Source organism: Clavibacter sp. A6099 (genome assembly GCF_021919125.1).
Classification (GTDB): Bacteria; Actinomycetota; Actinomycetes; order Actinomycetales; family Microbacteriaceae; genus Clavibacter; species Clavibacter seminis.
In genome coordinates this window covers 2,359,930-2,385,348 of the sequence record NZ_CP083439.1, presented here as the reverse complement: position 1 = coordinate 2,385,348, position 25,419 = coordinate 2,359,930, and the positions used below count along the sequence as shown (strand labels likewise).

The window sequence follows — 25,419 nt, the reverse complement described above, 5'->3', positions numbered from 1 at the left end:
ATCCGGCGAGTTTACCCGCGCGGGCAGCGGGATCCGGAAGGGCCGCGGCGCCGTTCGCTAGCGTGATCCCATGCAGATCGAGCACCGGTACGCCCTGTCCCTCGAGTGGACGGGCGACCGCGGATCCGGCACGTCCGACTACCGCTCCTACGGCCGCGACCACGTCGTCCGCGCGGCCGGCAAGCCCGACCTCCTGGGATCCGCCGACCGCCCGTTCCGCGGCGACGTCGACCGCTGGAACCCGGAGGAGACCCTCATCTCCGCGCTCGCGCAGTGCCACCTGCTCAGCTACCTGCACGCCGCCGCCATGGCGGGCGTCGTGGTCGTGGGCTACAGCGACGAGCCCACCGGCACGATGCGGCAGACGGACGACGGGGGCGGGCACTTCGTCGAGGTCACGCTGCGACCCGTCGTCACCGTGCGGGATCCCGCGCACGTGGACCTCGCGACGTCGCTGCACCGGGGCGCCTCGGAGCGCTGCTTCATCGCGAGCTCCGTCAACTTCCCCGTGCACCACGAGCCGCGCACGGTGCTCGCGGCCCCCGCGGACCCCGCGGCTGCCGCGAGCGCCTGACCCCGGGCTCGGCTCGCGCCCTGTCAGGCGGTCCCCGGCCGGTTCGGGCAGACTGTGCGAGTCCCTCCCACATACCTGGTGCGTCCGCCGCGCCGATGAAAGCGACTCACGTGAAGCGACGCATCCCCCTCACCCTGGCCGCGGCCGCCGTCCTGGCGCTGTCCGCCTGCTCCGGCAGCGGCACGCCGAACGCGGATCCGTCCGCGAGCCCGACGGCCGGCGCACGCACCGCGGGGGCGTCCTGCATCGACACCCCGTCGGGTGACGCGTCGAAGTCCGTCAAGGTCTCCGGCGACTTCGGCAAGGCACCCGACGTCACGGTCGACGGTCCGCTCACGGTCGACACGACCGAGCGCACCATCGTCACGGAGGGCGACGGCGCGGAGATCGCGGCAGGAGCCACCGCGAACATCGCGCTCGCCGCCTACAACGGGAAGACCGGCGAGGCCATCGCGCAGCTGGCCTACAACGCCGACTCGCCGCTGCCCGCCACCATGAACGACGGCGCGCTGGTCCCCGGCGTCGTCCGCGCGGTCGAGTGCACCACGGTCGGATCGCGCATCGTCGCGGTCGTCCCCGCGGCCGACGGCTTCGCCGCCGAGCAGGCGACGACCCTCGGCCTCGGCGCCGACGACCCCATCGTCATCGTGGTCGACGTGCTGAGCCAGGCCGCCACCCGCGCCGACGGCGTCGACCAGCCCGCGCCGGAGGGCTTCCCGGCCGTCACGCTCGCGGACAACGGCGCGCCCACCATCACCATCCCGGACGCCGCCCCGCCGACGGAGACGAAGATCGCGAACCTGAAGGTCGGCGACGGCGCCGAGGTCGCCGACGGCGCGAGCGTCACCGTGCAGTACACGGGCATCAACTGGAACACCAAGAAGGTCTTCGACTCCAGCTGGGACCGCGGCCAGTCCGCGACCTTCGTCACGTCGCAGGTCATCCCCGGGTTCACGAAGGCGCTCGTCGGCCAGAAGGTCGGCTCGCAGGTCATCGCGATCATCCCGCCCGCCGACGGCTACGGCGACAAGGGCCAGGGCGCCGACATCGGCGGCACCGACACCATCGTGTTCGTCGTCGACATCCTCGGCACCCAGCCCGCCGCCGCGGGCCAGTAGGGCGAGCCGTGCGCCGGGTCATCATCCTCGGATCCACGGGTTCCATCGGTGTGCAGGCCCTCGAGGTCATCGCCCGGCACCCGGAGCTGTTCGAGGTCGTGGGGCTCGGCGCCGGCAGCAAGCGCGAGGCGCTCGCCGAGCAGGCGCGCGTCGCGGGCGTCGAGCACACGGCCCTCGGCGCGGACGAGGCGGAGCAGCTCATCCGCTCGGTCGACGCCGACGTCGTGCTCAACGGCATCACCGGATCCGTGGGGCTCGGCCCCACGCTCGCCGCGCTGGAGGAGGGCCGGACCCTCGCCCTCGCCAACAAGGAGTCCCTCATCGTCGGCGGCGAGCTGGTGCGCTCCCTCGCCGCGCCTGGCCAGCTCGTCCCCGTCGACTCGGAGCACTCCGCCATCGCGCAGGCGCTCCGCGGCGGCACGGCCGAGGAGGTCAGGCGGCTCGTCGTCACGGCCTCCGGCGGCCCGTTCCGCGGGCGCACGCGCGCCGAGCTGGAGCACGTGACGCCGCGCGAGGCGCTCGCGCACCCCACCTGGGACATGGGCCTCGTCATCACCACGAACTCGTCGACCCTCGTGAACAAGGGCCTCGAGGTCATCGAGGCGCACCTGCTGTTCGACGTGCCCTACGAGCGCATCGACGTCGTCGTGCATCCGCAGTCGATGGTCCACTCCATGGTCGAGTTCATCGACGGGTCGACGCTCGCCCAGGCGTCCCCGCCGGACATGCGCCTCCCCATCGCGCTCGGGCTGAACTGGCCGCACCGCATGCACGACGTCGGCGTGCCCATCGACTGGACCCGCGCGGCGACGTGGACCTTCGAGCCGCTCGACGACGAGGCGTTCCCGGCCGTGCTGCTGGCCAAGCAGGTCGGCGTCGCCGGATCCACGTACCCGGCCGTCTACAACGCGGCGAACGAGCAGGCGGTGCAGGCGTTCCACGCGGGGCGCGCGGGGTTCCTCGACATCGTGGACACCATCCGCCGCGTCGTCGACGCCCACGAGCCGGCGTCGGGGCCGCTCACGCGCGAGTCGCTGGCCGAGGCCGAGCGCTGGGCGCGCGCCGAGGCCGACCGGGTGCTCGGGGTCTGACCCTCCCGGCCTGACCGTCGCCGAGGGCTGCGACCGCCTCGACCGTCGGGACCAGGTCGACCGCGGCGATCCCGCACATCCTGCCGAGGCGGCCGGACGTCGATCCGCCCCTCGGGTCAGCCGTTCCCGTTCCCGTTCCCGGGGTCGCCGGCTCCGCCGTCGCCGTTCCCACCGCCGTTGCCGTTGCCGTTGCCGGCTCCGCCGTTCCCGTTCCCGTTCCCGCCGCCCGGAGCCGGACTCGGGCTGGCCGGGGGAGCGGGCGTCGCCGTGCGGCTCGGGCTCGGGCTGGGCGAGGGCGACGGCGTCGCCGTCCGCGAGGGCGACGGCGACGGCGAGGGGCTCGCGGACGGCGACGGCGACGGCGTCGGCGTCGTCTCCGCCGCGTCGCGGGCGGCCTCGAGCTGCGCGCGCACCGCGTCGATGCGCGCGATGACCTCGTCGCGTCGCGCCTGGTCGATGGACCCGTCGGCGAGGTCGGCCTCGACCGCCGTGCGCAGCTCCTCGAGCTGCGCGAGCGCCTTGGCGTAGTCGCCGTCCGCGGACGACTGGGTCACCGAGAGCGTGCGTTGCTGCAGGTCGTCGAGCGCGCGGTCCTCCGGAGTGGACGATCCCGCGCAGCCGGCGAGGAGGAGCACGGCCGTGGTCGTGGCCGCGAGGCCCACGGCGGCGCGACCGCGGAGGGAGCGCTGCCGGGGACCGTCGGTCGGGCGGGTCGATGTGCGGATCACGGGGCGTCCTCCACGCTCTTCTGCAGCTCCTCGAGGCTCGCGCCGAGGGGTCCGGGGACGGACGGGTACGAGGTGTCACGGGTCTGCAGCGCCTGGACGCCCACTACTCCGACGACGGCGGCCGCGGCGATGAGCACGGACACGACGCCGACGCTGAGCGCCCGGTTGCCGCGGCGCTTCGCGGGGGCGCGATCCGCGGCGGCGACCGTGGAGGTCCGGGAGGTGGGGTCCGCGCCGCGCGCGGGAGGCGTCGTCGGCGAGGCCGCGAACCGCTCGGTCCGGGCATCGGGATCCGCGGACGGCGCGGCAGCAGCAGCCCCGGCCCCGGCCGCGCCGAACCCGGCAGCGGCCGCAGCGGGCATCACCCGCGTCGAGGTGGCGGTCGGGGCATCCACCGCGGACTCGGGTGCGCGTCCGGTGCGCAGCTCGGCGGCGACCTCGCGCGCGGTCGGCCGGGTCGCGGGATCGCGGCGGGTCATGCGGGAGAGGAGGTCCACCCACGAGGCGCCGAGCCGGGCGGGGATCTCCGGGTCGCGCACCACGCGCGCCATGGTCGACTCCGCGGCCGTGCCCGGGAAGGTGCGGCGGCCGGTGAGGCACTCGAGGAGCACGAGGCCGAGCGCGTAGACGTCGGTGGGCGCGCCCACCTCCTCGCCGAGCGCCTGCTCGGGGCTCAAGTAGCTGACGGTGCCGATGATGGATCCGGTCGACGTGAGGCGCGTGCCGTCCACGAGCCGGGCGATGCCGAAGTCGGTGAGCTTGGCGACCGCCGGCTCGTCGTCCTCCTCGGGGCGCGCGAGCAGCACGTTGGCGGGCTTCACGTCGCGGTGCACGACTCCGCGGCGGTGGATGTAGCCGAGCGCGTCGCTGAGGATCCCGCCGATGCGCGCCACCTCGGGACCGGGCAGCGGCCCCTCCTTCATGCGGTCGGCGAGCGTCGATCCGTCGACGATCTCCATCACGATGAAGGCGAGCGCGCGGTCGGCGACGACGTCGTCGCCCACGTCGAAGAGCGTCACGAGGCCGGGGTGGCTGAGCCCCGCGAGCATGCGCACCTCGCCCTCCTGGCGCTCGACCTCGCCGGGGTCGGCGGAGTCGGTCGCGAAGACCTTGACGGCCACCTCACGGCCGAGCGTCTCGTCGGATGCGCGGTACACGGTGGCCATGCCGCCGCGTCCGAGCAGCCCGCTGATGCGGTAGCGACCGGCCAGCAGCGTGCCGGCGAGTGGGTCGGGCCGTTCTCCGGGCATGGGCGCACCTCTCGTCACGGGCTCCCAGACTAGCCCGGGGCTCCTGGGCGACACCCGCCCGGCCGGGTCGGCGGCCAGCCTGCGGATCCGCGCCACGGCGGCGTCCGCCCAGGGTGCGGGAGGTAGCCTCTCCCACCATGGACGGCGTCTTCCTCTACATCCTCGGGGTGCTCATCATCGTGGTCGGCGTCGCCGTGTCCATCGGCCTCCACGAGGTCGGTCACCTCGTGCCCGCCAAGCTCTTCGGCGTGCGCGTCACGCAGTACATGATCGGCTTCGGGCCGACCGTCTTCAGCCGCCGCAAGGGCGAGACCGAGTACGGCGTGAAGGCCATCCCGCTCGGCGGCTACATCTCGATGATCGGCATGTTCCCGCCGCAGAGCTCCCGCGCCGGCACGAGCAGCACGGGGATCGCGCAGCTCGTCGGGCCCGACACCCGACGCGCCGACGCCGGGTCCCCTGCAGCCTCCGAGGCCGACGACCGTGCCGGCCGCGGGTTCTTCGACCTCCTCGTGCAGGACGCCCGCCAGGCCAGCGCCGAGAGCGTCGGCGACGAGGAGGACCGCGCCTTCTACAAGCTGTCCGTCCCCAAGCGCATGGTGATCATGCTCGGCGGCCCGGCGATGAACTTCATCCTGGCGATCGTGCTGTTCGCGGTCGTGCTCTGCGGCTTCGGCGTCACGACGCCCACCACCACGGTCGGCCAGGTGAACGCGTGCATCGTGCCCGCCGGATCCACCGCGTCGGCCGACGCCGCCACCTGCCCCGCCGGCGCTCCCGAGGCCCCGGGTGCCGCGGCCGGCCTCCAGCCCGGCGACACGATCGTCAGCATCGACGGCTCGCCGGTCACCGCCTGGGACCAGGTCACGAGCACGGTCCAGGCATCCGCCGGCAAGGAGCTCGACGTCGTCGTGGAGCGCGGCGGCGCCAGGCAGACGCTCGCCATCACGCCCGTCCTCTCGGAGCAGGCCGTCCCCGGATCCCGCGGCGCCCCCGAGGTCGACGAGCAGGGGAACCCGGTCACGCGCGAGGTCGGCCTCATCGGCTTCAGCCCGACGCAGGCCGTGCAGCAGCAGCCGCTCTCCGCCGCGTTCGCCACCACGGGCGAGAACATGGCCGCGGTCGGCAACCTGATCCTCAACCTCCCGCAGCGCCTGGTCGACGTCGGCCGTGCCGCGTTCGGCGGCGGCGAGCGGGATCCGAACGGCCCGATGAGCGTCGTCGGAGTCGGTCGCGTCGCCGGCGAGATCGCGAGCCTCGACGAGACGCCGGTCGCCTCGCGCGCCTCGGCGATGATCGGCCTGGTCGCCTCCCTCAACGTGGCGCTCGGCATGATCAACCTGCTGCCGCTCCTGCCGCTCGACGGCGGGCACGTGCTCGGCGCGATCGTGGAGGGCGTCCGCCGCTTCCTCGCGAAGGCGTTCGGCCGGCGCGATCCGGGACCCGTCGACGTCGCGAAGCTCATGCCGCTGACGTTCGTGGTCGTGATCGTCTTCGGCGCCATGAGCGCGCTGCTGATCTTCGCCGACCTGGTGAACCCCGTCCGGCTGACCTGACGTCGCCCAGCGCCTGACGTCGCCCAGCGCCTGACCCCGGGCCGGGCCGGGCCGCGACGGCGGGGCCCCGCGCCCCCGTCGCACCGGGCGCGCAGGAATCGGACGTAGGCTCTTCCCGTGCCAGCAGTCAATCTCGGAATGCCGAAGGTCCCTGAGGTCCTCGCGCCCCGCCGCAAGACCCGTCAGATCAGCGTCGGCAAGGTGAAGGTGGGCGGCAACGCCCAGGTCAGCGTCCAGTCGATGACGACCACGCAGACGACCAACATCAACGCGACGCTCCAGCAGATCGCCGAGCTCACGGCCACGGGCTGCGACATCGTGCGCGTCGCGGTGCCCCACCAGGACGACGCGGACGTGCTGCACATCCTGGCGAAGAAGAGCCAGATCCCGATCATCGCGGACATCCACTTCCAGCCCCGCTACGTCTTCACCGCCATCGACGCCGGCGTCGGCGCGGTGCGCGTGAACCCCGGCAACATCCGCAAGTTCGACGACCAGGTCGGCGCGATCGCGAAGGCCGCCAAGGACGCGGGCGTCTCCATCCGCATCGGCGTCAACGCCGGATCCCTGCACCCGAGCCTCCTGCAGAAGTACGGCAAGGCCACGCCCGAGGCGCTCGTCGAGTCCGCCGTGTGGGAGGCCAGCCTCTTCGAGGAGCACGACTTCCACGACTTCAAGATCTCGGTCAAGCACAACGACCCGGTCATCATGGTGAAGGCCTACCGCCTGCTCGCCGAGCGCGGCGACTGGCCCCTGCACCTCGGCGTCACCGAGGCCGGCCCCGCGTTCCAGGGCACCATCAAAAGCGCCACGGCGTTCGGCATCCTGCTCTCCGAGGGCATCGGCGACACCATCCGCGTCTCCCTCTCCGCGCCGCCGGCCGAGGAGGTGAAGGTGGGCCTGCAGATCCTCCAGTCGCTCAACCTCCGCGAGCGCAAGCTCGAGATCGTCTCCTGCCCGAGCTGCGGCCGCGCCCAGGTCGACGTCTACTCGCTCGCCGAGCAGGTCACCGAGGGCCTCAAGCACGTCAACGTCCCGCTGCGCGTCGCCGTCATGGGCTGCGTCGTGAACGGGCCCGGCGAGGCCCGCGAGGCCGAGCTCGGCGTCGCGTCCGGCAACGGCCGCGGGCAGATCTTCGTCAAGGGCGAGGTCATCAAGACCGTGCCCGAGGCCGAGATCGTCCAGACGCTCATCGAGGAGGCCAACCGCCTCGCCGCGGAGATGCCCGCCGGATCCATCGGCAGCCCCGAGATCCTGGTCTAGTCCCCTTCTCTCCCCACCCGCCCGCGCGGGCGGCGTGCGTCCGCGCGCGCCGGCTGCGCGTAGGCTCTGCTAGTCGTCCGCCCGGCGGACCGCCCCACGAACTGAGGATGCTGTTGAACGGTAACGCCACTTTCCGGCATCGGAACACCTCCCTGCTGGGGCTCGCCAGCGTCCTCGCCCCGCACACCGTGACCTCCGTCGAGATCGACGACCGCCTGAAGCCCGTGCTGTCCCGGCTCCGCCTCCCCACCGGTCTGCTGCAGCGCGTCGCGGGCGTGCTCGAGCGGCGCAACTGGGACACGTCCATGTCGTTCGACGCGGCCGCCACGGAGGCCGGACGCAAGGCGCTCGCCCAGGCCGGCGTCGAGGCGTCGCAGATCGGGCTGCTCATCAACACGTCCGTCACGCGCGCGCACCTCGAGCCGAGCGTCGCGGTCAGCATCCACAACGGGCTCGGGCTGCCGTCGTCGGCCCTCAACTTCGACATCGCCAACGCGTGCCTCGGCTTCGTCAACGCGATGACGCTCGCCGGCCACCTCATCGACTCGGGCCAGATCGACTACGCGATGATCGTCGACGGCGAGGACGCCGGCGAGATCCGCCACAACACGGTCGCGCGCCTGCTCCGCCCGGAGACCACGCGCGCCGACTTCCTCAGCGAGTTCCCCAGCCTCACCCTCGGCGCGGGTGCAGCGGCGGCCGTCCTCGGCCGCACGAGCGACCACCCGGAGGGGCACCGGATCCTCGGCGGCGTCACGCGCGCGGCCACCCAGCACCACGAGCTCTGCATCGGCGACGTGGACGGCATGTTCACCGACACGAAGGAGCTGCTCCGCGGCGGCATGGAGCTCGTCGTCGACGCGTGGAAGGAAGCCGCGCAGGACGACTGGGACTGGTCGGACATGGACCGCTACATCCTCCACCAGGTCTCGGACGTGCACACGAACGCCATCGTCAAGGCCGCGAAGCTCGACAAGTCGCGCGTGCCGCTGACCTACCCGCGCTACGGCAACGTCGGGCCCGCGAGCATCCCCATCACGCTCGCCGACCAGGCCGACAGCCTCAGCCGCGGCGACCGCGTGCTCTGCATGGGCGTGGGCTCCGGCCTCAACACGGCCATGACCGAGATCCTCTGGTAGCCGGGGCGTGAGCGCATCGGCCGCGGTCGCCCCGGCGACCGTCCCCGTGACGGGCCCCGACGGGCATCCGCTGCCTGGTCTCGATCCCGCATGGTCGCGCGTCACGCGCGCGGGCGGCCACGGCTGGCACCTGCTCGACACCGGGGAGCGGCTGGCGGCCACGGGCGCGCCCCTCGCGGGCACGATCCTCTGCGTGCACGGCAACCCGACCTGGTCGTACCTGTGGCGGCGCATGGCGGCGGAGTCGCTCGCGCGCGCCGAGCGGGATCCGTCGCGGCCGGCCTGGCGCGTGGTCGCCGTCGACCAGCTCGACATGGGCTTCTCCGAGCGCACGGGCGTGACGCGCACGCTCCCGACGCGGCTCGACGACCTGCAGGCGCTGACCGACGAGCTCGGGCTGTCGGGACCGGGCGCCACGGCGCCCGTGGTCACGCTCGGCCACGACTGGGGCGGTGTGGTCAGCCTCGGCTGGGCGCTCCGCAACCGCGATGTGCTCGCCGGGGTCATGGCGCTCAACACGGCCGTGCACCAGGAGGAGGGCGTGCCCATCCCGTGGCCCCTGCGCCTGGCGCTCGCCACCGGGATCCACGACGCCGCCACGCGCGGCACGCCCGGCTTCCTCGCCACCACGCTCGCGCTCGCGCACCCCCCGCTCGATCCGGCCGTGCGCCGTGCGTTCGCCGCGCCCTACCGCGGTGCCGACCGCCGCGCCGGGATCCGCGGCTTCGTCGCCGACATCCCGGTCGGCCCCGCGCACCCCAGCCACGCGACCCTCACGTCCATCGCCGAGGGCCTCCGCGACCTCGACCTGCCGGCCCTGTTCGTCTGGGGCCCGCGCGACCCGATCTTCAGCGACGTCTACCTGTCCGACCTCCTCGAGCGCCTGCCGCACGCCGACGTGCACCGGGTCGAGGGCGCCGGGCACCTCGTCGCGGAGGACCACGACTACGCGACGGCCGCGCTCGACTGGCTCGCGGACCGGGTCGCACCGGGATCCGCGTCCGCTCCCTCGGCCGCCGTCGCCTCCCCGCCCGCGCGCCTGCTCGGCGCCCTCCTCGAGGAGCTGCGCGACAGCGACGACCCCGTCCTCGTGGAGATGGCGCCGCGCGGCGGCGGCGGCGGTTCGCGCACCGTCTCCTGGCGGCTGCTCTCGCGCCGTGTCCGCGAGATCGCCGCCGGCCTGCATGCGCGCGGCCTCCGCGCCGGCGACCGCGTCTCGCTGCTCGTCCCGCCCGGCGCCGACCTCACCGCCCTCCTCTACGCGTGCCTGCGCATCGGCGCGATCGTCGTGGTCGCCGACGCGGGCCTCGGCGTGAAGGGCCTCGGTCGCGCGGTCGCGGGATCCCGCCCCGACATGGTCGTCGGCATCCCCGCCGGCCTCGCCCTCGCGCGCGCCCTCGGCTGGCCGGGGGAGCGGGTCTCCGTCACCACCCTCGCGCCGCCCGTCGCCCGCGCGCTCGGCGTCGCCGCGAGCCTGCCGCAGATCGCCCGCGACGGACGGGCCCAGGTCCTCCCGCCCGAGCCCGCTGCGGACGACGACGCCGCGATCCTCTTCACCTCGGGATCCACCGGCCCCGCCAAGGGCGTCGTGTACACGAACCGGCAGCTGGCCGCGCTCCGCGACACCCTCGGGTCCCGCTTCGACGTGGGCATCGGCACCGGCCTCGTCGCCGGGTTCGCGCCGTTCGCGCTGCTCGGTCCGGCGCTCGGAGCCACGAGCGTCACGCCCGACATGGACGTGACCCGCCCGCGCGACCTGACCGCGTCCGCCCTCGCCGCCGCGGCCCGCGCCGCGGACGCCACGGTCGTCTTCGCGTCGCCCGCCGCGCTCGCCAACGTGGTCGCCACCGCGGACGCGCTCACCGACGACGACCGCGCCGCGCTCGGCCGGGTCCGGTCGCTGCTCTCCGCCGGCGCCCCGCTGTCGGAGGCGCTGCTCACGCGCGCCGCCGCGCTCGTGCCGGCCGCCGAGGTCCACACGCCGTACGGCATGACCGAGGGGCTGCTGCTCACCGACATCACGCTCGAGGGGATCCGCGCCGCCGCCCGCCGCGGCGACGCCGGCGTGTGCGTCGGCACGCCCGTCGACCCCGTCGCGATCCGCATCAGCCCGCTCGACGCCGACGGCGCCGCGACGGGCGCGCTCACCGACGCGCCCGGCATCACGGGCGAGATCGTCGCGTCCGCGCCGCACGTGCACGACCGGTACGACCGCCTGCACGTCACCGACCGCGCGGCCCGCCGCGACTCGGCCGACGGCATCCGCCGCCACCGCACGGGCGACGTCGGCCACCTCGACGCCACGGGCGCCCTCTGGATCGAGGGCCGCCTGCCGCACGCGATCACGACTGCCGACGGCGTGCTCACGCCCGTCGGCCCCGAGCAGCGCGCCGAGTCCGCGCCGGGCGTCGGCCGCGCGGCCGCCGTGGGCGTCGGGCCGGCCGGCGTGCAGCAGCTCGTCCTCGTCGTCGAGAGCGAGCCGGCCGCGCGCCGGGTCGGCCTCGCGGATCCTGACCTCGCCGCCGCCGTGCGCGCCGCGGTCGGCATCCCCGTCGCGGCCGTGATCGTCGTCCCCGTCCTGCCGACCGACGTGCGCCACAACTCCAAGGTCGACCGGGCGCGCCTCGGCCGCTGGGCCGCCGGGATCCTCTCGGGCGGACGCGTGAGCGCCCCGTGATGGTCCTCGTCACGGGCGCCAGCGGCATGCTCGGCCGCGCCGTCGCCGAGCGCCTCGCCGCGGCGGGGCACGCCGTCCGCACCTTCCAGCGCCAGCCGTCCGGCCTCGCGGCGAGCGGCACCTCGCCCGTGCCGGGATCCGTCGTCGACCTCCGCGGCAGCGTCACGGACCAGGCCTCCGTCGTCCGCGCGGTCGAGGGCGTCGATGCCGTGATCCACCTGGCCGCCAAGGTCTCGCTCGCGGGGGATCCGGCCGACTTCCGCACCGTCAACGTCGAGGGAACGCGCGGGCTCCTCCGGGCGGCGCGCGCGGCGGGCGTGACGCGGTTCGTCCACGTCTCCTCGCCGTCGGTCGCGCACACGGGCCTCTCGATCACAGGCGACGGAGCCGGCCCCGCGGATCCCGTCCGCGCCCGCGGCGACTACGCCCGCACCAAGGCCGAGGGCGAGCTCATCGCGCTGGACGCCGACGACCCGGCGATGCGCGTCCTCGCCGTCCGCCCCCACCTCGTCTGGGGCCCCGGCGACGCGCAGCTCGTCGCCCGCATCGTCGACCGGGCCGCCCGCGGGCGCCTCCCGCTCCTCGGCCACGGCGCCGCGCTCATCGACACCGTCTACCGCGACAACGCCGCCGACGCCATCGTCGCCGCGCTCGCCGCCGCCGACACCGCGCACGGCCGCGCCTACGTCGTCACGAACGGCGAGCCGCGACCCGTCGCCGAGCTGCTCGCGGGCATGTGCCGCGCGGCCGGGGTGCCCGCCCCGCGGATGCGCGTGCCCGCCGCCCTCGCCCGCGCCGCCGGGGGAGCGGTGGAGCGCGTGTGGGCCGTGCGTCCGGGATCCGACGAGCCGCCCATGACCCGCTTCCTCGCGGAGCAGCTCTCCACCGCGCACTGGTTCGACCAGCGCGAGACGCGTCGCGCGCTCGGCTGGACCCCGGCCGTCTCCCTCGACGAGGGCTTCGAGCGCCTCCGCCTCTCGTACGCCGCCGCGCGCTGAGCGGGCCCGGGCGGATCGCTAGGCTGATCCGGTGTCCACACGCCTCTCCAAGCTCTTCGTCCGCACCCTCCGGGAAGACCCCGTCGACGCCGAGGTCGCCAGCCACCGCCTCCTCGTGCGCGCCGGCTACATCCGCCGCCAGGCCCCCGGCATCTTCGCCTGGCTGCCGCTCGGCCTCCGCGTCAAGAACAAGGTGGAGGCCATCGTCCGCGAGGAGATGGAGCGCATCGGCGCCCAGGAGGTGCACTTCCCCGCGCTGCTGCCCGCCGAGCCGTACCAGGCCACCGGGCGATACGACGAGTACGGCCCCGGGATGTTCCGCCTCGAGGACCGCAAGCGCGCGCCCATGGTGCTCGCGCCCACGCACGAGGAGTTCTTCGCGCTGCTCGTGAAGGACCTCTACTCGTCGTACAAGGACCTGCCCCTGTCGATCTACCAGATCCAGGACAAGTACCGCGACGAGGCCCGCCCCCGCGCCGGCATCCTCCGCGGCCGCGAGTTCACCATGAAGGACGCCTACTCCTTCGACCACACCGACGCCGGCCTCGCCGTCAGCTACCAGGCCCAGCGCGACGCCTACGAGCGGATCTTCCAGCGCCTCGGCCTCGAGTACGTCATCGTCGCGGCCGACGCGGGCGCCATGGGCGGGTCCAAGAGCGAGGAGTTCCTGCACCCCACGCCCATCGGCGAGGACACGTTCGTGCGCAGCCCCGGCGGCTACGCGGCCAACGTCGAGGCGTTCACCACGCTCGTGCCCGAGTCGATCCCCATCGAGGGCCAGCCCGCCGCGCGCGTCTTCGACTCGCCCGACACCCCCACCATCGCCACCCTCGTCGACCTCGCCAACGCGCGGGAGCCCCGCGAGGACGGCCGGGCGTGGACCGCCGCGGACACCCTGAAGAACATCGTGCTCGCGCTCACCCACCTCGACGGCACGCGCGAGCTCGTCGTCGTCGGGATCCCCGGCGACCGCGACATCGACCTCAAGCGCGCCGAGGTGGCGTTCTTCCCCGCCGAGGTCGAGCCCGCCACCGAGGGCGACCTCGCGAAGCAGCCCGGCCTCGTGAAGGGCTACATCGGCCCGTGGTCCGCCGAGGGCCCCGTGCTCGGATCCACTTCCGCCACGAAGGTGCGCTACGTGGTCGACCCCCGCGTGGTCGACGGCAGCTCGTGGATCACAGGCGCCAACGTCGCCGGGAAGCACGTGCTCTCGCTCGTCGCCGGCCGCGACTTCACGCCAGACGGCGTCGTCGAGGCGGCCGACGTGCGCGACGGCGACCCCGCTCCCGACGGATCCGGACCCATCAGCACGGCGCGCGGCACCGAGATCGGCCACGTCTTCGAGCTCGGCCGCATGTACGCGGAGGCCCTCGGCCTCAAGGTGCTCGACGAGAACGGCAAGCTCGTCACCGTCACGATGGGCTCCTACGGCATCGGCATCACGCGCAACCTGGCCCTCGTCGCCGAGGCCACGCAGGACGGCCGCGGCCTCCTCTGGCCCGCGTCCATCAGCCCGTTCGACGTGCACGTCGTCATGACCGGCAAGGGCGACGAGATCGCCTCCGCATCCGAGGAGCTCGTCGACGCTCTCGACGCCGCCGGCCTCGACGTGCTCTTCGACGACCGCCCCAAGGTGTCGCCCGGCGTGAAGTTCGGCGACGCCGAGCTCATCGGGGTGCCCACCATCGTCATCGTCGGCCGCGGCGCGGTCGACGGCATGGCCGAGCTCTGGGACCGCCGCACGAACGAGCGCACGCCCGTCGCGCTCGCCGACGTCGTGGGCGCGCTCACCGCCGACAGCTGATCCGCAGCGCGCCCCCGCTCGAGGCTGCCCGACCCCTCCCGGTCGGGTAGCCTCGAGTGTTTCCAACCGAATAGAGGAGTCGCACCGTGGACATCGACCTGAGCGTCTTGCGCCTGATGGAGCGCGAGCGCGAGATCCCGTTCGAGGAGCTCGTCTCGATCATCGAGCAGGCCATCCTCACCGCCTACCTCAAGCACACCGACCAGGCGGACGCCAAGCCCGTCGCCGACGGCGTGCCCCCCGCGCGCGTGCACCTGGACCGCAAGACCGGCCACGTGTCCGTGCACGTCCCCGAGCTCGACGAGGACGGCCTCGTCATCGGCGAGTCCGAGGACAGCCCGAGCGACTTCGGCCGCATCGCCGCCTTCGCCGCCAAGCAGGTCATCAACCAGCGCCTCCGCGACATCGGGGACGACCGCATCCTCGGCGAGTTCAAGGGCCGCGAGGGCGACATCGTCGCGGGCGTCGTCCAGCAGGGCCCGAACCCGCGCATGATCCACGTCGACCTCGGCACCATCGAGGCGATCCTGCCGCCCGAGGAGCAGGTCCCCGGCGAGAAGTACGTGCACGGCTCGCGCCTGCGCGTCTACGTCACGAGCGTCTCCCGCGGGGCCAAGGGACCGCAGATCACGGTCTCGCGCACGCACCCGTCGCTCGTCCGCAAGCTGTTCGCGCTCGAGGTGCCGGAGATCGCGCAGGGTCTGGTCGAGATCGTGTCGCTGGCCCGCGAGGCCGGCCACCGCACCAAGATCGCGGTGCGCGCGACCGAGCCCGGCATCAACGCCAAGGGCGCCTGCATCGGCGAGCTGGGGCAGCGCGTCCGCGCGGTCACGGCGGAGCTCAACGACGAGAAGATCGACATCGTCGACTACTCCGAGTCGCTCCCCGTGTTCGTCGGCAACGCGCTCTCGCCCGCCCGCGTCACGAGCTCGTTCGTCATCGACCAGGCGACCAAGGCCGTCCGCGCGCTCGTGCCCGACTACCAGCTGTCGCTCGCCATCGGCAAGGAGGGCCAGAACGCCCGCCTCGCCGCCAAGCTCACGGGCGCGAAGATCGACATCCAGCCCGACTCGATCCTCGAGGGCGACGACTGAGCGCCGCCCGCCACGACCCGGCCCCACCGCCGCCGGACGGAGGGGGTAGTATGGATCCGGAAAGAACGTGCGTCGGCTGTCGTCGGCGTGCCCCGAGGTCCGCGCTACTGCGGATCGTCGCCGATCCCCCCACCAGCTCCCTCGTCATCGACGAGCGCGCGGTGATGGCCGGCAGGGGCGCGTGGATCCATCCGACCATCGAGTGCATCGACAGAGCGATCGCGCGGCGTGCCTTCGGGCGGGCCCTGCGGAGCGATGCGGCGCTCGACCCCGCAGCTCTTGGGGGACTACGAGAGCGGCTCGCGGCCCAGCCGAGCGCGCGAGCATCCGAGAGAACAGGCTGAACGGCACATGGACAACTAATGAGCGGCTCGAAATGAGATCCGTCCAGCACTAGCGGTCCCCTCCTGCCTGGGAGAGGACCCCCAGACAGGAGAACAGTGGCTAAACCACGCGTACACGAGATCGCCGCCGAGATCGGCGTCGACAGCAAGACCGCACTCGCCAAGCTCAAGGAGATGGGCGAGTTCGTCAAGGGACCGTCGTCGAGCATCGAGCCCCCCGTGGCCCGCAAGCTCAAGGCGGCCCTCGAGGCCGCCGGCCTCACCGGACAGGCGGCGGCACCCGCCGCGGCCCCCTCGTCCGCCCCGCGCCCCGGAGCCCGTTCGTCGGCCCCGAAGCCCGGCGGCCGCCCCACCCCCGGCCCGCAGCCCACCGCTGCTCCCGAGGTCGAGGCGCCCGAGGCGTCCGACGTCCCGGTCCCGGCGAAGCCGCTGACCGTCGCGGAGCGCCAGGCGCAGGCCGAGGCGAGCCGCAAGGCCGCCGCGGAGGAGAAGGCGCAGGCCGAGAAGTCGGCCGCGTCCGCCACCCCCGACGCCCCGGCCGCCGAGACCCCGAGCGCCCCGCGCCCGGACGCCGGCAGCACGCCCGCCCCCTCGAACGGCATCCCGCGTCCCGGGATCCCGCGTCCGGCGGCCCCGCGCCCCGGCAACAACCCCTTCGCGAGCAACCAGGGCATGGGCACCAAGCCCCGCCCGGGCAACAACCCGTTCGCGAGCAACCAGGGCATGGGCCAGCGCCCCGCCGCGGGAGCCGCAGGCCCCCGCCCGGCCGCTCCCCGTCCCGGATCCCCCCGCCCCGGCGCCCCGCGTCCCGGCGGCGTCGGCCAGGGCGCTCGCCCGGCCGGCTTCGGCCAGCGTCCCGCGGGTGCGGGCCGCCCCGGCGGCGCACCCGGCGGAGCGGGACGCCCCGGCGCCCCCGCTGCCGGCGGCTTCCAGCGTCCGGCCGGCGGCTTCGCCGGTCGTCCCGGTGGCGGCGGCCGTGGTCGCGGCCCCGGCGGCGGCACCGCGGGTGCCTTCGGGCGCGGCGGCGGCAAGAGCAAGTCGCGCAAGTCGAAGCGGACGAAGAGGGCCGAGTTCGAGCTGCGCGAGGCCCCGTCGCTGGGTGGCGTCAGCGTCCCCCGCGGCGACGGCAACACCATCGTCCGCCTGCGTCGCGGCGCGTCCATCTCGGACTTCGCCGACAAGATCGACGCCAGCCCCGGCAACCTGGTGACTGTGCTGTTCCACCTCGGTGAGATGGCCACGGCGACCGAGTCGCTCGACGAGGCCACCTTCGAGGTGCTCGGCACCGAGCTCGGCTACAAGATCCAGGTCGTCTCCCCGGAGGACGAGGACCGCGAGCTGCTCGAGGGCTTCGACATCGACCTCGACCAGGAGCTCGAGGACGAGGACGACGACGTGCTGGAGATCCGGCCGCCCGTCGTCACCGTCATGGGCCACGTCGACCACGGCAAGACGCGGCTGCTCGACGCCATCCGCAACGCCAACGTCATCGAGGGCGAAGCGGGCGGCATCACGCAGCACATCGGCGCGTACCAGGTCTGGGCGCCGCACGAGGGCTACGAGCGCGCCATCACCTTCATCGACACCCCGGGCCACGAGGCGTTCACCGCCATGCGCGCCCGTGGTGCGCAGGTCACCGACATCGCGATCCTCGTGGTCGCGGCCGACGACGGCATCATGCCGCAGACGGTGGAGGCCCTGAACCACGCCCAGGCGGCGAACGTGCCGATCGTGGTCGCGGTCAACAAGGTCGACAAGGAGGGGGCCAACCCCGCCAAGGTGCGCCAGCAGCTCACCGAGTACGGCCTGGTCGCCGAGGAGTACGGCGGAGACGTCATGTTCGTCGACGTGTCGGCGCTCACCGGCAAGGGCGTGGAGGACCTCCTCGAGGCCGTCCTGCTCACCGCCGACGCCGGGCTCGACCTGCGCAGCAACCCGAACAAGGACGCGCGCGGCGTGGCCATCGAGGCGCGCCTCGACAAGGGCCGCGGTGCGGTCGCGACCGTCCTCATCCAGTCGGGCACGCTCCGCGTGGGCGACGCCATCGTGGCGGGCACGGCCTACGGCCGCGTCCGGGCGATGATGGACGAGAACGGCGACGCGGTCCACGAGGCCTACCCCTCGCGGCCCGTCCAGGTCCAGGGCCTCTCGTCGGTCCCCGGCGCGGGCGACACCTTCCTCGTCACCGAGGAGGACCGCACCGCCCGTCAGATCGCCGAGAAGCGCGAGGCCGTCGAGCGCAACGCGCAGCTGGCCAAGGCCCGCAAGCGCATCAGCCTCGAGGACTTCACGCGTGCGCTGGAGGAGGGCAAGGTCGAGTCGCTCAACCTCATCATCAAGGGCGACGTGTCCGGTGCCGTCGAGGCGCTGGAGGAGTCGCTCATGAAGATCGAGGTGGACGACTCCGTGCAGCTGCGGATCATCCACCGCGGCGTCGGAGCGGTCACCGAGAGCGACGTCAACCTGGCGACGATCGACAACGCGATCATCATCGGGTTCAACGTCCGCCCCGACCCGAAGGCCCGTGCACGTGCGGCTCGCGAGGGCGTCGACATCCGCTTCTACAGCGTCATCTACTCGGCGCTCGAGGAGATCGAGTCGAGCCTCACGGGCATGCTCAAGCCCGAGTTCGAGGAGGTCCAGTCCGGCGTCGCCGAGATCCGCGAGGTGTTCCGCTCCTCCAAGTTCGGCAACATCGCGGGTGTCATCGTCCGCTCGGGCACCATCACCAGGAACGCCAAGGCGCGGGTCATCCGCGACGGCGTGGTGGTGGGCGACAGCCTGGCCATCGAGTCGCTCCGCCGGTTCAAGGACGACGTGTCCGAGGTCCGCACGGACTTCGAGGCGGGCATCGGCCTCGGCAAGTTCAACGACATCCAGATCGGCGACGAGATCGAGACGATCGAGATGAAGGAGAAGCCGCGGGTCTGACCCCGGCCGATCCGGGCCCCGCTCCCCACCAGGGGAGCGGGGCCCTCCCCGTCCCGCAACCCGCGGGGCACACCAGCACGACCCGGGCGCTCGCGTCCGGCAGTACCCGCCACCAGCGGGGCACCAGCACGGCCCGGGCGCTCGCGTCCGGCAGTACCCGCCACCAGCGGGGCACGAGCACGACGCCGGACGAGCACGCCCGGCGAGCAGCGTCACGGAAGGACGTCGACCATGGTCGATCACGCGAGGGCCAGGAAGATGGCCGACCGCATCAAGGAGATCGTCGCGCGCAAGCTCGACCGGGGCATCAAGGACCCGCGGCTCGGCTTCGTGACCGTCACCGACGTGCGCGTCACGGGCGACCTGCAGCACGCCAGCATCTTCTACACGGTCTACGGCACCGACGAGGAGCGCGCCGACACGGCAGCCGCCCTCAAGTCCGCCACCGGCATGCTCCGCAGCGAGGTGGGCAAGAACATCACCGCGCGCCTCACGCCGTCGCTCGAGTTCATCCTCGACGGCGTGCCCGAGAACGCGGCCGCGATCGACGCCCTCCTGGAGGAGGCGCGGCGACGCGACGCGGACGTGCAGGCGCAGGCGAAGGCCGGCGTCTACGCGGGCGACGAGGACCCGTACGTCAAGCCCCGCGTGATCGGGGAGGACGAGGACGAGGACGACGAGTCGGACGACGAGGACGGCGACGACGTCGATCGCCCGGCGCCCGGGTCCGAGCCCGCCCACTGATCCTCCGCGCCGGCCGGCATCCGCATCGGCCGGTGGCGCGCGTCAGCTCGGCAGGGCGTACGTCCCGTCGGGCTGGCGGACCGCGAGCCCGTCGGCGATGAGCCCGTCGAGCGCGCGCCCGCGCTGCACGGGCTCCGGCCACGCGGTCGCCAGGTCGGCCGCGCTCACGGGGGAGTGGCTCGACCGCAGCTCCGCGAGCAGGAGGCCGCGCACCTGGCGGTCGGATCCCTCGAACCGCTTCTGCACGACGCGCGCCGGCCCGTCGTAGACCGGGTACCCCGCGGCGCGCCAGGCGCACAGGTCGCGGACCGGGCAGTCGTCGCAGCGCGGCGCGCGGGCCGTGCAGATCACCGCGCCCAGCTCCATCGCGCCCGCGTTGAACACCCGCGCCTCCGCCACGTCGTCGGGCAGCTGCGCCTCCATCGCCTGGAGGTCGACGCTCGTGCGCGCCGGTCCGGGGTCGCCCTGGCCGGCGATCGCGCGTGCGAGCACCCGCCGCACGTTGACGTCGACCACGGGATGCCGGTGGCCGAACGCGAACGCCGCGACCGCGCGCGCGGTGTACGGGCCGACGCCCGGGAGGTCGAGCAGGGCGTCCACGTCCTCGGGCACCTCGCCGCCGTGCCGCTCGACGATCGCGACCGCGCACGCGTGCAGGTTCAGCGCGCGCCGCGGGTAGCCGAGGCGGCCCCACGCGCGGACGGCCTCGCTGGCGGGCGTCGACGCGAGGGCCGCGGGCACGGGCCAGCGCGCGAGCCACTCCTCGAGCCGCGGGATGACGCGCACCACGGGCGTCTGCTGGAGCATGAACTCGCTGACGAGGATGCCCCAGGATCCGAATCCCTCGCGCCGCCACGGCAGGTCCCGCGCGTTCTCCCGGAACCACGCGTTCACGTCTCGGGCGAGGGCGGTCTCCGGCATCCGGCCAGCGTACGAGACGATGAGCCTAGGCTCGGCGCATGCCCCTGTACCGCGCCTCCCGCGCCGAGGTCCTCTCCTCGCTCGCCGACGAGTTCCTGCACAACTACGGCCACGGCCGCGCGTTCCTCGCGGTCGACGGCGGACCGCTCGCGGACCCGAGCGCGTTCGCGCACGACCTCGCGGACGTGCTGCGCGCGGACGGCCGCGGGGCGTACGTCGCCGCCGCCGCGGACTTCGCGTCCGACGGCGGCCCCGCCGACGCCGGCGCCCTCCGCGACGGGGTCGTGCGGCCGTTCCGGAAGCCCGGCACGCCGTTCGCGCTCCGGCCGGATGGCGATCCCGTCGACGACGCCCCTGACGACGCGGTGCTGATCGTGGCCGGCGACGCCCTGCAGACCCCGGAGCTCCGGGGCCTCTGGAACGCGGTCGTCTACCTGCTGCTGCCCGACGAGCCGCTCGCGACCTCGGGTGGCGGCGCCGGATCCGCCGCGCAGGAGGCCCACGCTCGCTACATCCGGCAGGTCAACCCGCGACGCGCGGCGACCATGATCGTGGACGTCACCGACCCCGAGCTCCCGCGCCGCGTCTTCGCCGACAGCTGCTGAGGCCTCCCGGCGTCCGGCCGCTCATCCGGCATCAGACCGGACGCGGGGATCAGCGCGGCACGAGCCGGGCGAGCTCCGCGGGGGAGATGTGGCGGCCGCTGGCCTCCACGCCGTGCACGAGCTGCACCAGCGCGGCGTTGACGCGCGCGTCCTGCCCGGCGCCGGGCGCGAGGGCCGAGACCGCCCCGTTGAGATGGTCCACCTCGGTCAGCCGGTTGCGGCGGATGCTCTGCAGCGTCGACCCGGGGTTCGGCACCTGCCCCATGTTCCGGGCGAGCGACACCGGCAGGCGCTCGGCCAGGGGGAGCGGCAGCGACGCGAACAGCCGCAGGCGGCGGTGGGTGAGCCCGCCGAGCCGTCCGAACGTCACGCCGCGCGCGAGGCCCGTGCGTACGGTCTCCTGCATGGCGCGCGTGACGATGCGCCGCAGCACGGGCTCGGCGATGACCGCCTGCACGCTGAGGCCGGTGACGGCCGGCACCGCGTTGATCCCGTTGATGACGAGCTTGGTCCACTGGGCGCCGCGGAAGTCGCCGGCCACCGTGATCGGCATGACGGGATCCAGCATGTCGCGCACGAGGGCGACGCCGTCGCCTCCCGGGCCGTCCGCGGAGCCGATCTGCATGCCTGCGGGCGACGTGACCGTGACGAGCCCGGGCTCGGTGAGCGACGTCGCCGCGAGCGCGAGCCCACCCACGACCTGCGAGCGCGGCAGGCACTCGACGCCCATCGTGATCGCGGAGAGGCCGTTCTGCACGACGAGCACGGGGATGCCGCGGAGCCATCCCGCGTTCTCCGCCATGGCGTCGCGGGCGTCGGCGATCTTGGTGGCGACGATCGCGAGCTCGGGCGGGCGGCCCAGCCGCTCGGCCGCCGCGACGCGCGCCACGTGGTCGCCGTAGCCGCCGGCTAGGCGCAGGCCGCGGTCCTGGATCGCCCGGAGATGCGGGCCGCGCGCGGTGACGTCGACCTCGTGGCCGGCCCGTTCGAGGAGCGCCGCGAGCGTGCCGCCGACCGCGCCAGCACCCAAGACACCGATCCGCACGCGTCCTCCTCCGCCTCCTCCGATCCTAAGCCGGGCGGATCCGAGGGAGCCGGGGGCACCGCCGGGCACGGCATGATGGTGGGGCCATGGAAACCCCGACCCCCCGCGCCGCGCCCTCGACCGCGAGCGGCCTGCTCCTCATCGACAAGCGCGGCGAGTGGACCAGCCACGACCTCGTCGCCCGCACGCGCCGCCTCGCCGGCACCCGCAAGGTCGGGCACGCGGGCACGCTCGACCCGATGGCGACCGGCCTCATGATCCTCGGCGTCAACAGCTCCACGCGCCTGCTCACCCACCTCGTCGGCCTCGACAAGGAGTACCTGGCGACCATCCGCCTCGGCCGCGCCACCACGACCGACGACCGCGAGGGCGAGGTCGTCTCGCGTGCCGAGCCCGGGCGGATCCGCGACCTCGCCGTCGCCGACGTGGAGCGCGCCGTCGCCGACCTCCGCGGCACGATCTCGCAGGTGCCGAGCGCCGTGAGCGCCATCAAGGTCGACGGCAAGCGCGCCTACGCCCGCGTCCGCGCCGGCGAGGACGTCGAGCTCGCCGCGCGCGAGGTCACCGTCTCCGCGTTCGACGTGCTGCGCTTCGACGCGGTGGAGCCCGAGGAGGGCGAGGAGGACGGCGCGCAGCTCGACCTCGACGTGCGCATCACCTGCTCGTCCGGCACCTACGTGCGGGCGCTCGCGCGCGACCTCGGGCGCGCGCTCGGCGTCGGCGGGCACCTCACCGCGCTCCGCCGCACGCGCGTCGGCCCCTTCCACGTCGACGACGCGGTGCCGATCGACGAGATGGTCGTCGCCGACCGCCTCATCCCGCCGGCCGACGCCGCCGCGCGCCTCTTCGACGTGCTGCACCTCACCGAGCAGGAGGCCGTCGACCTCGGGCACGGCAAGAAGCTCACGACGCCCGACGAGGCGCCGACGGAGGATCCGCTCGCCGCGGTCGCGCCCGACGGCCGGCTCGTGGGGCTGGTCGGCTTCCGCGGTCGCACCGGCACGTCCATCGTCAACTTCCCGGCCGACGACCGGGGCGCGTCGTGATCGGCTGGTTCACGGTCGCGCAGATCGCCGTCGCGGTCGTCGCGGGCGTGCTGTGCCTCGTCGTCGGCGCGATCGGGCGGAAGCCGAGCGACCTCACGGTGCTCCCGACCGCGCTCGTCGAGGTGCTGCTCGTGGTCCAGCTCGTCATCGCGATCGTCGCGCCCGCGGTCGGCGACCCGCCGTCGGGCAGCCTCATCGAGTTCTACGCCTACCTGCTGAGCGGCTTGCTGATCCCGCCGCTCGCCGTCTTCTGGGCGCTGGTCGAGCGCACCCGCTGGAGCACGATCATCCTGGGGGCCTCGTGCCTCGCCATCGCGATCATGGTCTACCGGATGGACGTCATCTGGAACGTGCAGTCCGCGTGACCGCCCTCTCCCTCGGGTAGGGGATAATCGCAGGTGCCATGACTGACTCCCGTACCTCGCGCATGACCGGTCTCGGACGGGTCCTGGTCTTCTTCTACGGGCTGCTCGCCCTCGCCGCGACGGGCCGATCGGTCACGCAGATCCTCACCAAGTTCGACGAGGCGCCCGTCGCCTACGCGCTCTCCGCGCTCGCCGCCGTGGTCTACATCGTCGCGACCGTCGCCCTGGTCGCGCCGGCGCGCACCTCGGAGGCCGCCCGGCGCTGGTACCGGATCGCGTTCGCCACCATCGCGTTCGAGCTCGTCGGTGTGCTCGTCGTCGGCACGCTGAGCCTCGTCGACTCGCAGCTCTTCCCGCACGACAGCGTGTGGTCGGTCTACGGATACGGCTACGTCTTCATCCCGCTCGTGCTGCCGGTGCTCGGCCTGTGGTGGCTCCGCAGCGGGGGCCGCTCCCGCGTGAGCGCCGTGGACGAGCGCCCCGTGCGCGGGGACCGCTGACCGTGCTCGTCGTCCACGACCCGGCCGACGTGCCGGGCGGCTTCGGGCCGAGCGCCGTCACCATCGGCAAGTTCGACGGCGTCCACGCGGGTCACCGCGCGGTGATCCGTCGCCTCCTCGGCATCGCGTCCGACGAGGGCCTGTCGTCCGCCGTCGTCACGTTCGACCGCCACCCCGCCGCGCTCCTCGCGCCCGCGGCGCGGCCGCAGAGCCTCGTGAGCAACCGGCAGAAGATCGAGCTGCTCGCGGAGCTCGGCGTCGACGCGACCCTCATGCTCCCGTTCGACGAGCGCCTCCAGCGGCTGAGCCCGGAGGAGTTCGTGCGCACGGTGCTGGTCGACGCCCTCGGTGCGCGCGTCGTGCTCGTGGGCGAGGACTTCCGCTTCGGCGCGCAGGGCGCGGGCGACGCGGCCACGCTCACGCGCCTCGGCGAGGGGCACGGCTTCCGCACGGTCGTCGTCGGCGACGTCATGCCCGACGGCAGCCGCAAGGTGTCGTCCACGTGGATCCGCGACCTCATGGACCGCGGCGACGTCGAGGCCGCCGCCGAGCTTCTCGGCCGAGCGCCCGCCGTCCGGGGCGTCGTCGTGCACGGCGAGAAGCGCGGACGCGAGCTCGGCTTCCCCACCGCGAACCTGTCGCCGGAGGCCGAGGGTCTGATCCCCGCGGACGGCGTCTACGCGGGCTGGCTGCGCGACGGCGACCGCACGTACCCCTCCGCCATCTCGGTCGGCACCAACCCGACGTTCGCGGGCGTCCGGCCGCGCGTCGTCGAGGCGTTCGTGCTCGATGAGACGCTCGACCTCTACGACCACGAGGTCGAGGTCGTGTTCGTCGCCCGGATCCGCGGCATGGTCGCCTACGAGGGGCGCGAGCCGCTCATCGCGCAGATGACGGACGACGTGGTGCGCACGCGCGGGGTGCTCGGGATCTAGGCGTCGCCCGCGGGCCGCGCCGCGTCGCCCTCGGGGCGGGGCGTGCGGCCGAAGAGGTACATGACGAGCGTCGACGCGGTCGCCTCGATCACGGGACCGTGGCCCACGCTCCAGCCGGCGTCCGACGCGCGCAGCGTGCGCGCCCGCAGCACCCCGCGGATCTGCGCGGGCGCGATCGCGGCGCGCGCCACGGCGACGGCGCCGGTCGCGCGGTGGTCGAGCTCGAGGTCCGCCTTCAGCGCGTGCGCGATGTCGAAGGCGTGCACGACCACCTCGAGCAGCTCCGGCAGGCGCTTCCGGCCCTTCCCGGCGCGCTTGTCGGCGGCGATGGCGCGGATCCGGGCGACGAGGTCCTCGGGGGAGCGGGCGGCCTCGTCGGCGCTGAGTTCGTCCATCACGTGCATGGGGTTGAGGTGCGGGCGGCGGCGCATCGACCCCACGGCCGTGCGCACCATGGCGGCGTTGCTCGCGCCGACCCGCCAGACGATGTGGCCGGCGACGTCGCGGACGGTCCAGCCGTCGCACATGCTCGCGGCCTCCCAGCCGTCGGCGTCGAGGGACGCGAGGAGGTCGGCGGTGCGGTCGAGGACGTCCGCGATCTCCGCGCTCCAGATCCCGGTCACCTTCGCCTCGGGCTCGGACGCGCGCTGGCTGAGGGGCAGGTGCCGGGAGATCTCGCTCATGGCCGAGA

General features: G+C 74.0%; 23 protein-coding genes. 18 read left to right on the top strand and 5 right to left on the bottom strand.

Features of this window, described 5'->3' with window-relative positions:
• Window positions 1–70: 70 nt before the first annotated feature.
• From KYT88_RS11260 to KYT88_RS11250, 3 genes are all read left to right on the top strand, one after another.
• Window positions 71–574, top strand: a complete 504-nt coding sequence (locus KYT88_RS11260) for an OsmC family protein (protein WP_043582632.1) — start codon at window positions 71–73, stop codon at window positions 572–574.
• Between the two features lie 110 nt (window positions 575–684).
• Entirely contained in the window at window positions 685–1,692 is a 1,008-nt protein-coding gene (locus tag KYT88_RS11255) for an FKBP-type peptidyl-prolyl cis-trans isomerase (protein WP_237583651.1), read from the top strand.
• A gap of 8 nt (window positions 1,693–1,700) precedes the next feature.
• Window positions 1,701–2,783 carry a 1-deoxy-D-xylulose-5-phosphate reductoisomerase gene (locus tag KYT88_RS11250; protein WP_043582635.1) on the top strand — a complete coding sequence of 361 codons (1,083 nt, stop codon included), beginning with the start codon at window positions 1,701–1,703 and terminating at the stop codon, window positions 2,781–2,783.
• Window positions 2,784–2,899: 116 nt separating this feature from the next.
• Here KYT88_RS11250 and KYT88_RS11245 read toward each other — a convergent pair whose 3' ends face one another.
• Both KYT88_RS11245 and KYT88_RS11240 read right to left on the bottom strand, forming a co-directional pair.
• A complete protein-coding gene (locus KYT88_RS11245; protein WP_043582637.1) occupies window positions 2,900–3,511 on the bottom strand; it encodes a hypothetical protein in 612 nt (203 codons plus the stop codon).
• Entirely contained in the window at window positions 3,508–4,761 is a 1,254-nt protein-coding gene (locus tag KYT88_RS11240; protein WP_043582640.1) for a serine/threonine-protein kinase, read from the bottom strand. The genes KYT88_RS11245 and KYT88_RS11240 overlap by 4 nt, the downstream gene beginning before the upstream one ends.
• A 137-nt stretch (window positions 4,762–4,898) precedes the next feature.
• Between KYT88_RS11240 and KYT88_RS11235 the strand changes: the two genes are divergently transcribed.
• The 10 genes from KYT88_RS11235 to rbfA all read left to right on the top strand — a co-directional run bounded on the left by KYT88_RS11235 (window position 4,899) and on the right by rbfA (window position 19,311).
• On the top strand, window positions 4,899–6,317 hold the full coding sequence (locus KYT88_RS11235; protein ID WP_182480758.1) for a M50 family metallopeptidase: 1,419 nt from the start codon (window positions 4,899–4,901) through the stop codon (window positions 6,315–6,317).
• Between the two features lie 117 nt (window positions 6,318–6,434).
• A complete protein-coding gene (ispG, locus tag KYT88_RS11230) occupies window positions 6,435–7,580 on the top strand; it encodes a flavodoxin-dependent (E)-4-hydroxy-3-methylbut-2-enyl-diphosphate synthase (protein WP_182480759.1) in 1,146 nt (381 codons plus the stop codon).
• 107 nt (window positions 7,581–7,687) lie between these two features.
• Window positions 7,688–8,719 (top strand): 3-oxoacyl-ACP synthase III, encoded by a 1,032-nt coding sequence (locus tag KYT88_RS11225; protein ID WP_043582646.1) that lies wholly within the window; start codon window positions 7,688–7,690, stop codon window positions 8,717–8,719.
• Between the two features lie 7 nt (window positions 8,720–8,726).
• Window positions 8,727–11,396, top strand: a complete 2,670-nt coding sequence (locus KYT88_RS11220; RefSeq protein WP_043582647.1) for an alpha/beta fold hydrolase — start codon at window positions 8,727–8,729, stop codon at window positions 11,394–11,396.
• A complete protein-coding gene (locus tag KYT88_RS11215) occupies window positions 11,393–12,394 on the top strand; it encodes an NAD-dependent epimerase/dehydratase family protein (protein WP_043582649.1) in 1,002 nt (333 codons plus the stop codon). Before KYT88_RS11220 ends, KYT88_RS11215 begins: the two co-directional genes overlap by 4 nt.
• Window positions 12,395–12,425: 31 nt before the next feature.
• Complete coding sequence (locus KYT88_RS11210; RefSeq protein WP_043582655.1) at window positions 12,426–14,198, top strand: proline--tRNA ligase; 1,773 nt, start codon at window positions 12,426–12,428, stop codon at window positions 14,196–14,198.
• Between the two features lie 86 nt (window positions 14,199–14,284).
• Window positions 14,285–15,292 (top strand): transcription termination factor NusA, encoded by a 1,008-nt coding sequence (gene nusA / locus KYT88_RS11205; protein WP_012038841.1) that lies wholly within the window; start codon window positions 14,285–14,287, stop codon window positions 15,290–15,292.
• Window positions 15,293–15,342: 50 nt separating this feature from the next.
• Window positions 15,343–15,636 (top strand): YlxR family protein, encoded by a 294-nt coding sequence (locus KYT88_RS11200; RefSeq protein WP_081840867.1) that lies wholly within the window; start codon window positions 15,343–15,345, stop codon window positions 15,634–15,636.
• Between the two features lie 96 nt (window positions 15,637–15,732).
• Window positions 15,733–18,567 carry a translation initiation factor IF-2 gene (gene infB, locus KYT88_RS11195; protein ID WP_237583650.1) on the top strand — a complete coding sequence of 945 codons (2,835 nt, stop codon included), beginning with the start codon at window positions 15,733–15,735 and terminating at the stop codon, window positions 18,565–18,567.
• Window positions 18,568–18,798: 231 nt separating this feature from the next.
• Window positions 18,799–19,311, top strand: coding sequence for a 30S ribosome-binding factor RbfA (rbfA, locus tag KYT88_RS11190; RefSeq protein ID WP_043582656.1), 513 nt, complete (start codon window positions 18,799–18,801; stop codon window positions 19,309–19,311).
• A gap of 42 nt (window positions 19,312–19,353) precedes the next feature.
• Here rbfA and KYT88_RS11185 read toward each other — a convergent pair whose 3' ends face one another.
• Complete coding sequence (locus KYT88_RS11185; RefSeq protein WP_043582658.1) at window positions 19,354–20,232, bottom strand: iron-sulfur binding domain-containing protein; 879 nt, start codon at window positions 20,230–20,232, stop codon at window positions 19,354–19,356.
• A gap of 38 nt (window positions 20,233–20,270) precedes the next feature.
• Here KYT88_RS11185 and KYT88_RS11180 point away from each other — a divergent pair, with 38 nt between their 5' ends.
• Window positions 20,271–20,837, top strand: coding sequence for a nucleoside/nucleotide kinase family protein (locus tag KYT88_RS11180; RefSeq protein ID WP_043582661.1), 567 nt, complete (start codon window positions 20,271–20,273; stop codon window positions 20,835–20,837).
• Between the two features lie 49 nt (window positions 20,838–20,886).
• Here KYT88_RS11180 and KYT88_RS11175 read toward each other — a convergent pair whose 3' ends face one another.
• Entirely contained in the window at window positions 20,887–21,882 is a 996-nt protein-coding gene (locus KYT88_RS11175) for a ketopantoate reductase family protein (protein ID WP_043582663.1), read from the bottom strand.
• An 86-nt stretch (window positions 21,883–21,968) separates the two neighbouring features.
• On the opposite strand from KYT88_RS11175, the gene truB reads away from it, so the two are divergent.
• The 4 genes from truB to KYT88_RS11155 are packed head-to-tail and all read left to right on the top strand — an operon-like array spanning window position 21,969 to window position 24,728.
• Window positions 21,969–22,928, top strand: a complete 960-nt coding sequence (gene truB, locus KYT88_RS11170; RefSeq protein WP_043582665.1) for a tRNA pseudouridine(55) synthase TruB — start codon at window positions 21,969–21,971, stop codon at window positions 22,926–22,928.
• Window positions 22,925–23,293, top strand: coding sequence for a hypothetical protein (locus KYT88_RS11165; RefSeq protein WP_043582668.1), 369 nt, complete (start codon window positions 22,925–22,927; stop codon window positions 23,291–23,293). Before truB ends, KYT88_RS11165 begins: the two co-directional genes overlap by 4 nt.
• Before the next feature lie 38 nt (window positions 23,294–23,331).
• On the top strand, window positions 23,332–23,793 hold the full coding sequence (locus tag KYT88_RS11160) for a hypothetical protein (RefSeq protein WP_043582669.1): 462 nt from the start codon (window positions 23,332–23,334) through the stop codon (window positions 23,791–23,793).
• Window positions 23,794–23,795: 2 nt separating this feature from the next.
• Window positions 23,796–24,728 (top strand): bifunctional riboflavin kinase/FAD synthetase, encoded by a 933-nt coding sequence (locus tag KYT88_RS11155; RefSeq protein WP_043582671.1) that lies wholly within the window; start codon window positions 23,796–23,798, stop codon window positions 24,726–24,728.
• On the opposite strand, the gene KYT88_RS11150 is transcribed toward KYT88_RS11155, so the two are convergent.
• Window positions 24,725–25,411 carry a maleylpyruvate isomerase family mycothiol-dependent enzyme gene (locus tag KYT88_RS11150; protein ID WP_043582673.1) on the bottom strand — a complete coding sequence of 229 codons (687 nt, stop codon included), beginning with the start codon at window positions 25,409–25,411 and terminating at the stop codon, window positions 24,725–24,727. The genes KYT88_RS11155 and KYT88_RS11150 overlap by 4 nt on opposite strands.
• Between the last annotated feature and the right edge of the window lie 8 nt (window positions 25,412–25,419).

Bases quoted from the DNA above. Each gene is read 5' to 3' on its own strand.
- KYT88_RS11260 (WP_043582632.1), top strand. From the start codon at position 71: ATGCAGATCGAGCACCGGTACGCCCTGTCCCTCGAGTGGACGGGCGAC.
- KYT88_RS11240 (WP_043582640.1), bottom strand. From the start codon at position 4,761: ATGCCCGGAGAACGGCCCGACCCACTCGCCGGCACGCTGCTGGCCGGT.
- KYT88_RS11235 (WP_182480758.1), top strand. From the start codon at position 4,899: ATGGACGGCGTCTTCCTCTACATCCTCGGGGTGCTCATCATCGTGGTC.
- KYT88_RS11225 (WP_043582646.1), top strand. From the start codon at position 7,688: ATGCTGTTGAACGGTAACGCCACTTTCCGGCATCGGAACACCTCCCTG.
- KYT88_RS11200 (WP_081840867.1), top strand. From the start codon at position 15,343: ATGGATCCGGAAAGAACGTGCGTCGGCTGTCGTCGGCGTGCCCCGAGG.
- rbfA (WP_043582656.1), top strand. From the start codon at position 18,799: ATGGTCGATCACGCGAGGGCCAGGAAGATGGCCGACCGCATCAAGGAG.
- KYT88_RS11185 (WP_043582658.1), bottom strand. From the start codon at position 20,232: ATGCCGGAGACCGCCCTCGCCCGAGACGTGAACGCGTGGTTCCGGGAG.
- KYT88_RS11180 (WP_043582661.1), top strand. From the start codon at position 20,271: ATGCCCCTGTACCGCGCCTCCCGCGCCGAGGTCCTCTCCTCGCTCGCC.
- truB (WP_043582665.1), top strand. From the start codon at position 21,969: ATGGAAACCCCGACCCCCCGCGCCGCGCCCTCGACCGCGAGCGGCCTG.
- KYT88_RS11160 (WP_043582669.1), top strand. From the start codon at position 23,332: ATGACTGACTCCCGTACCTCGCGCATGACCGGTCTCGGACGGGTCCTG.
- KYT88_RS11150 (WP_043582673.1), bottom strand. From the start codon at position 25,411: ATGAGCGAGATCTCCCGGCACCTGCCCCTCAGCCAGCGCGCGTCCGAG.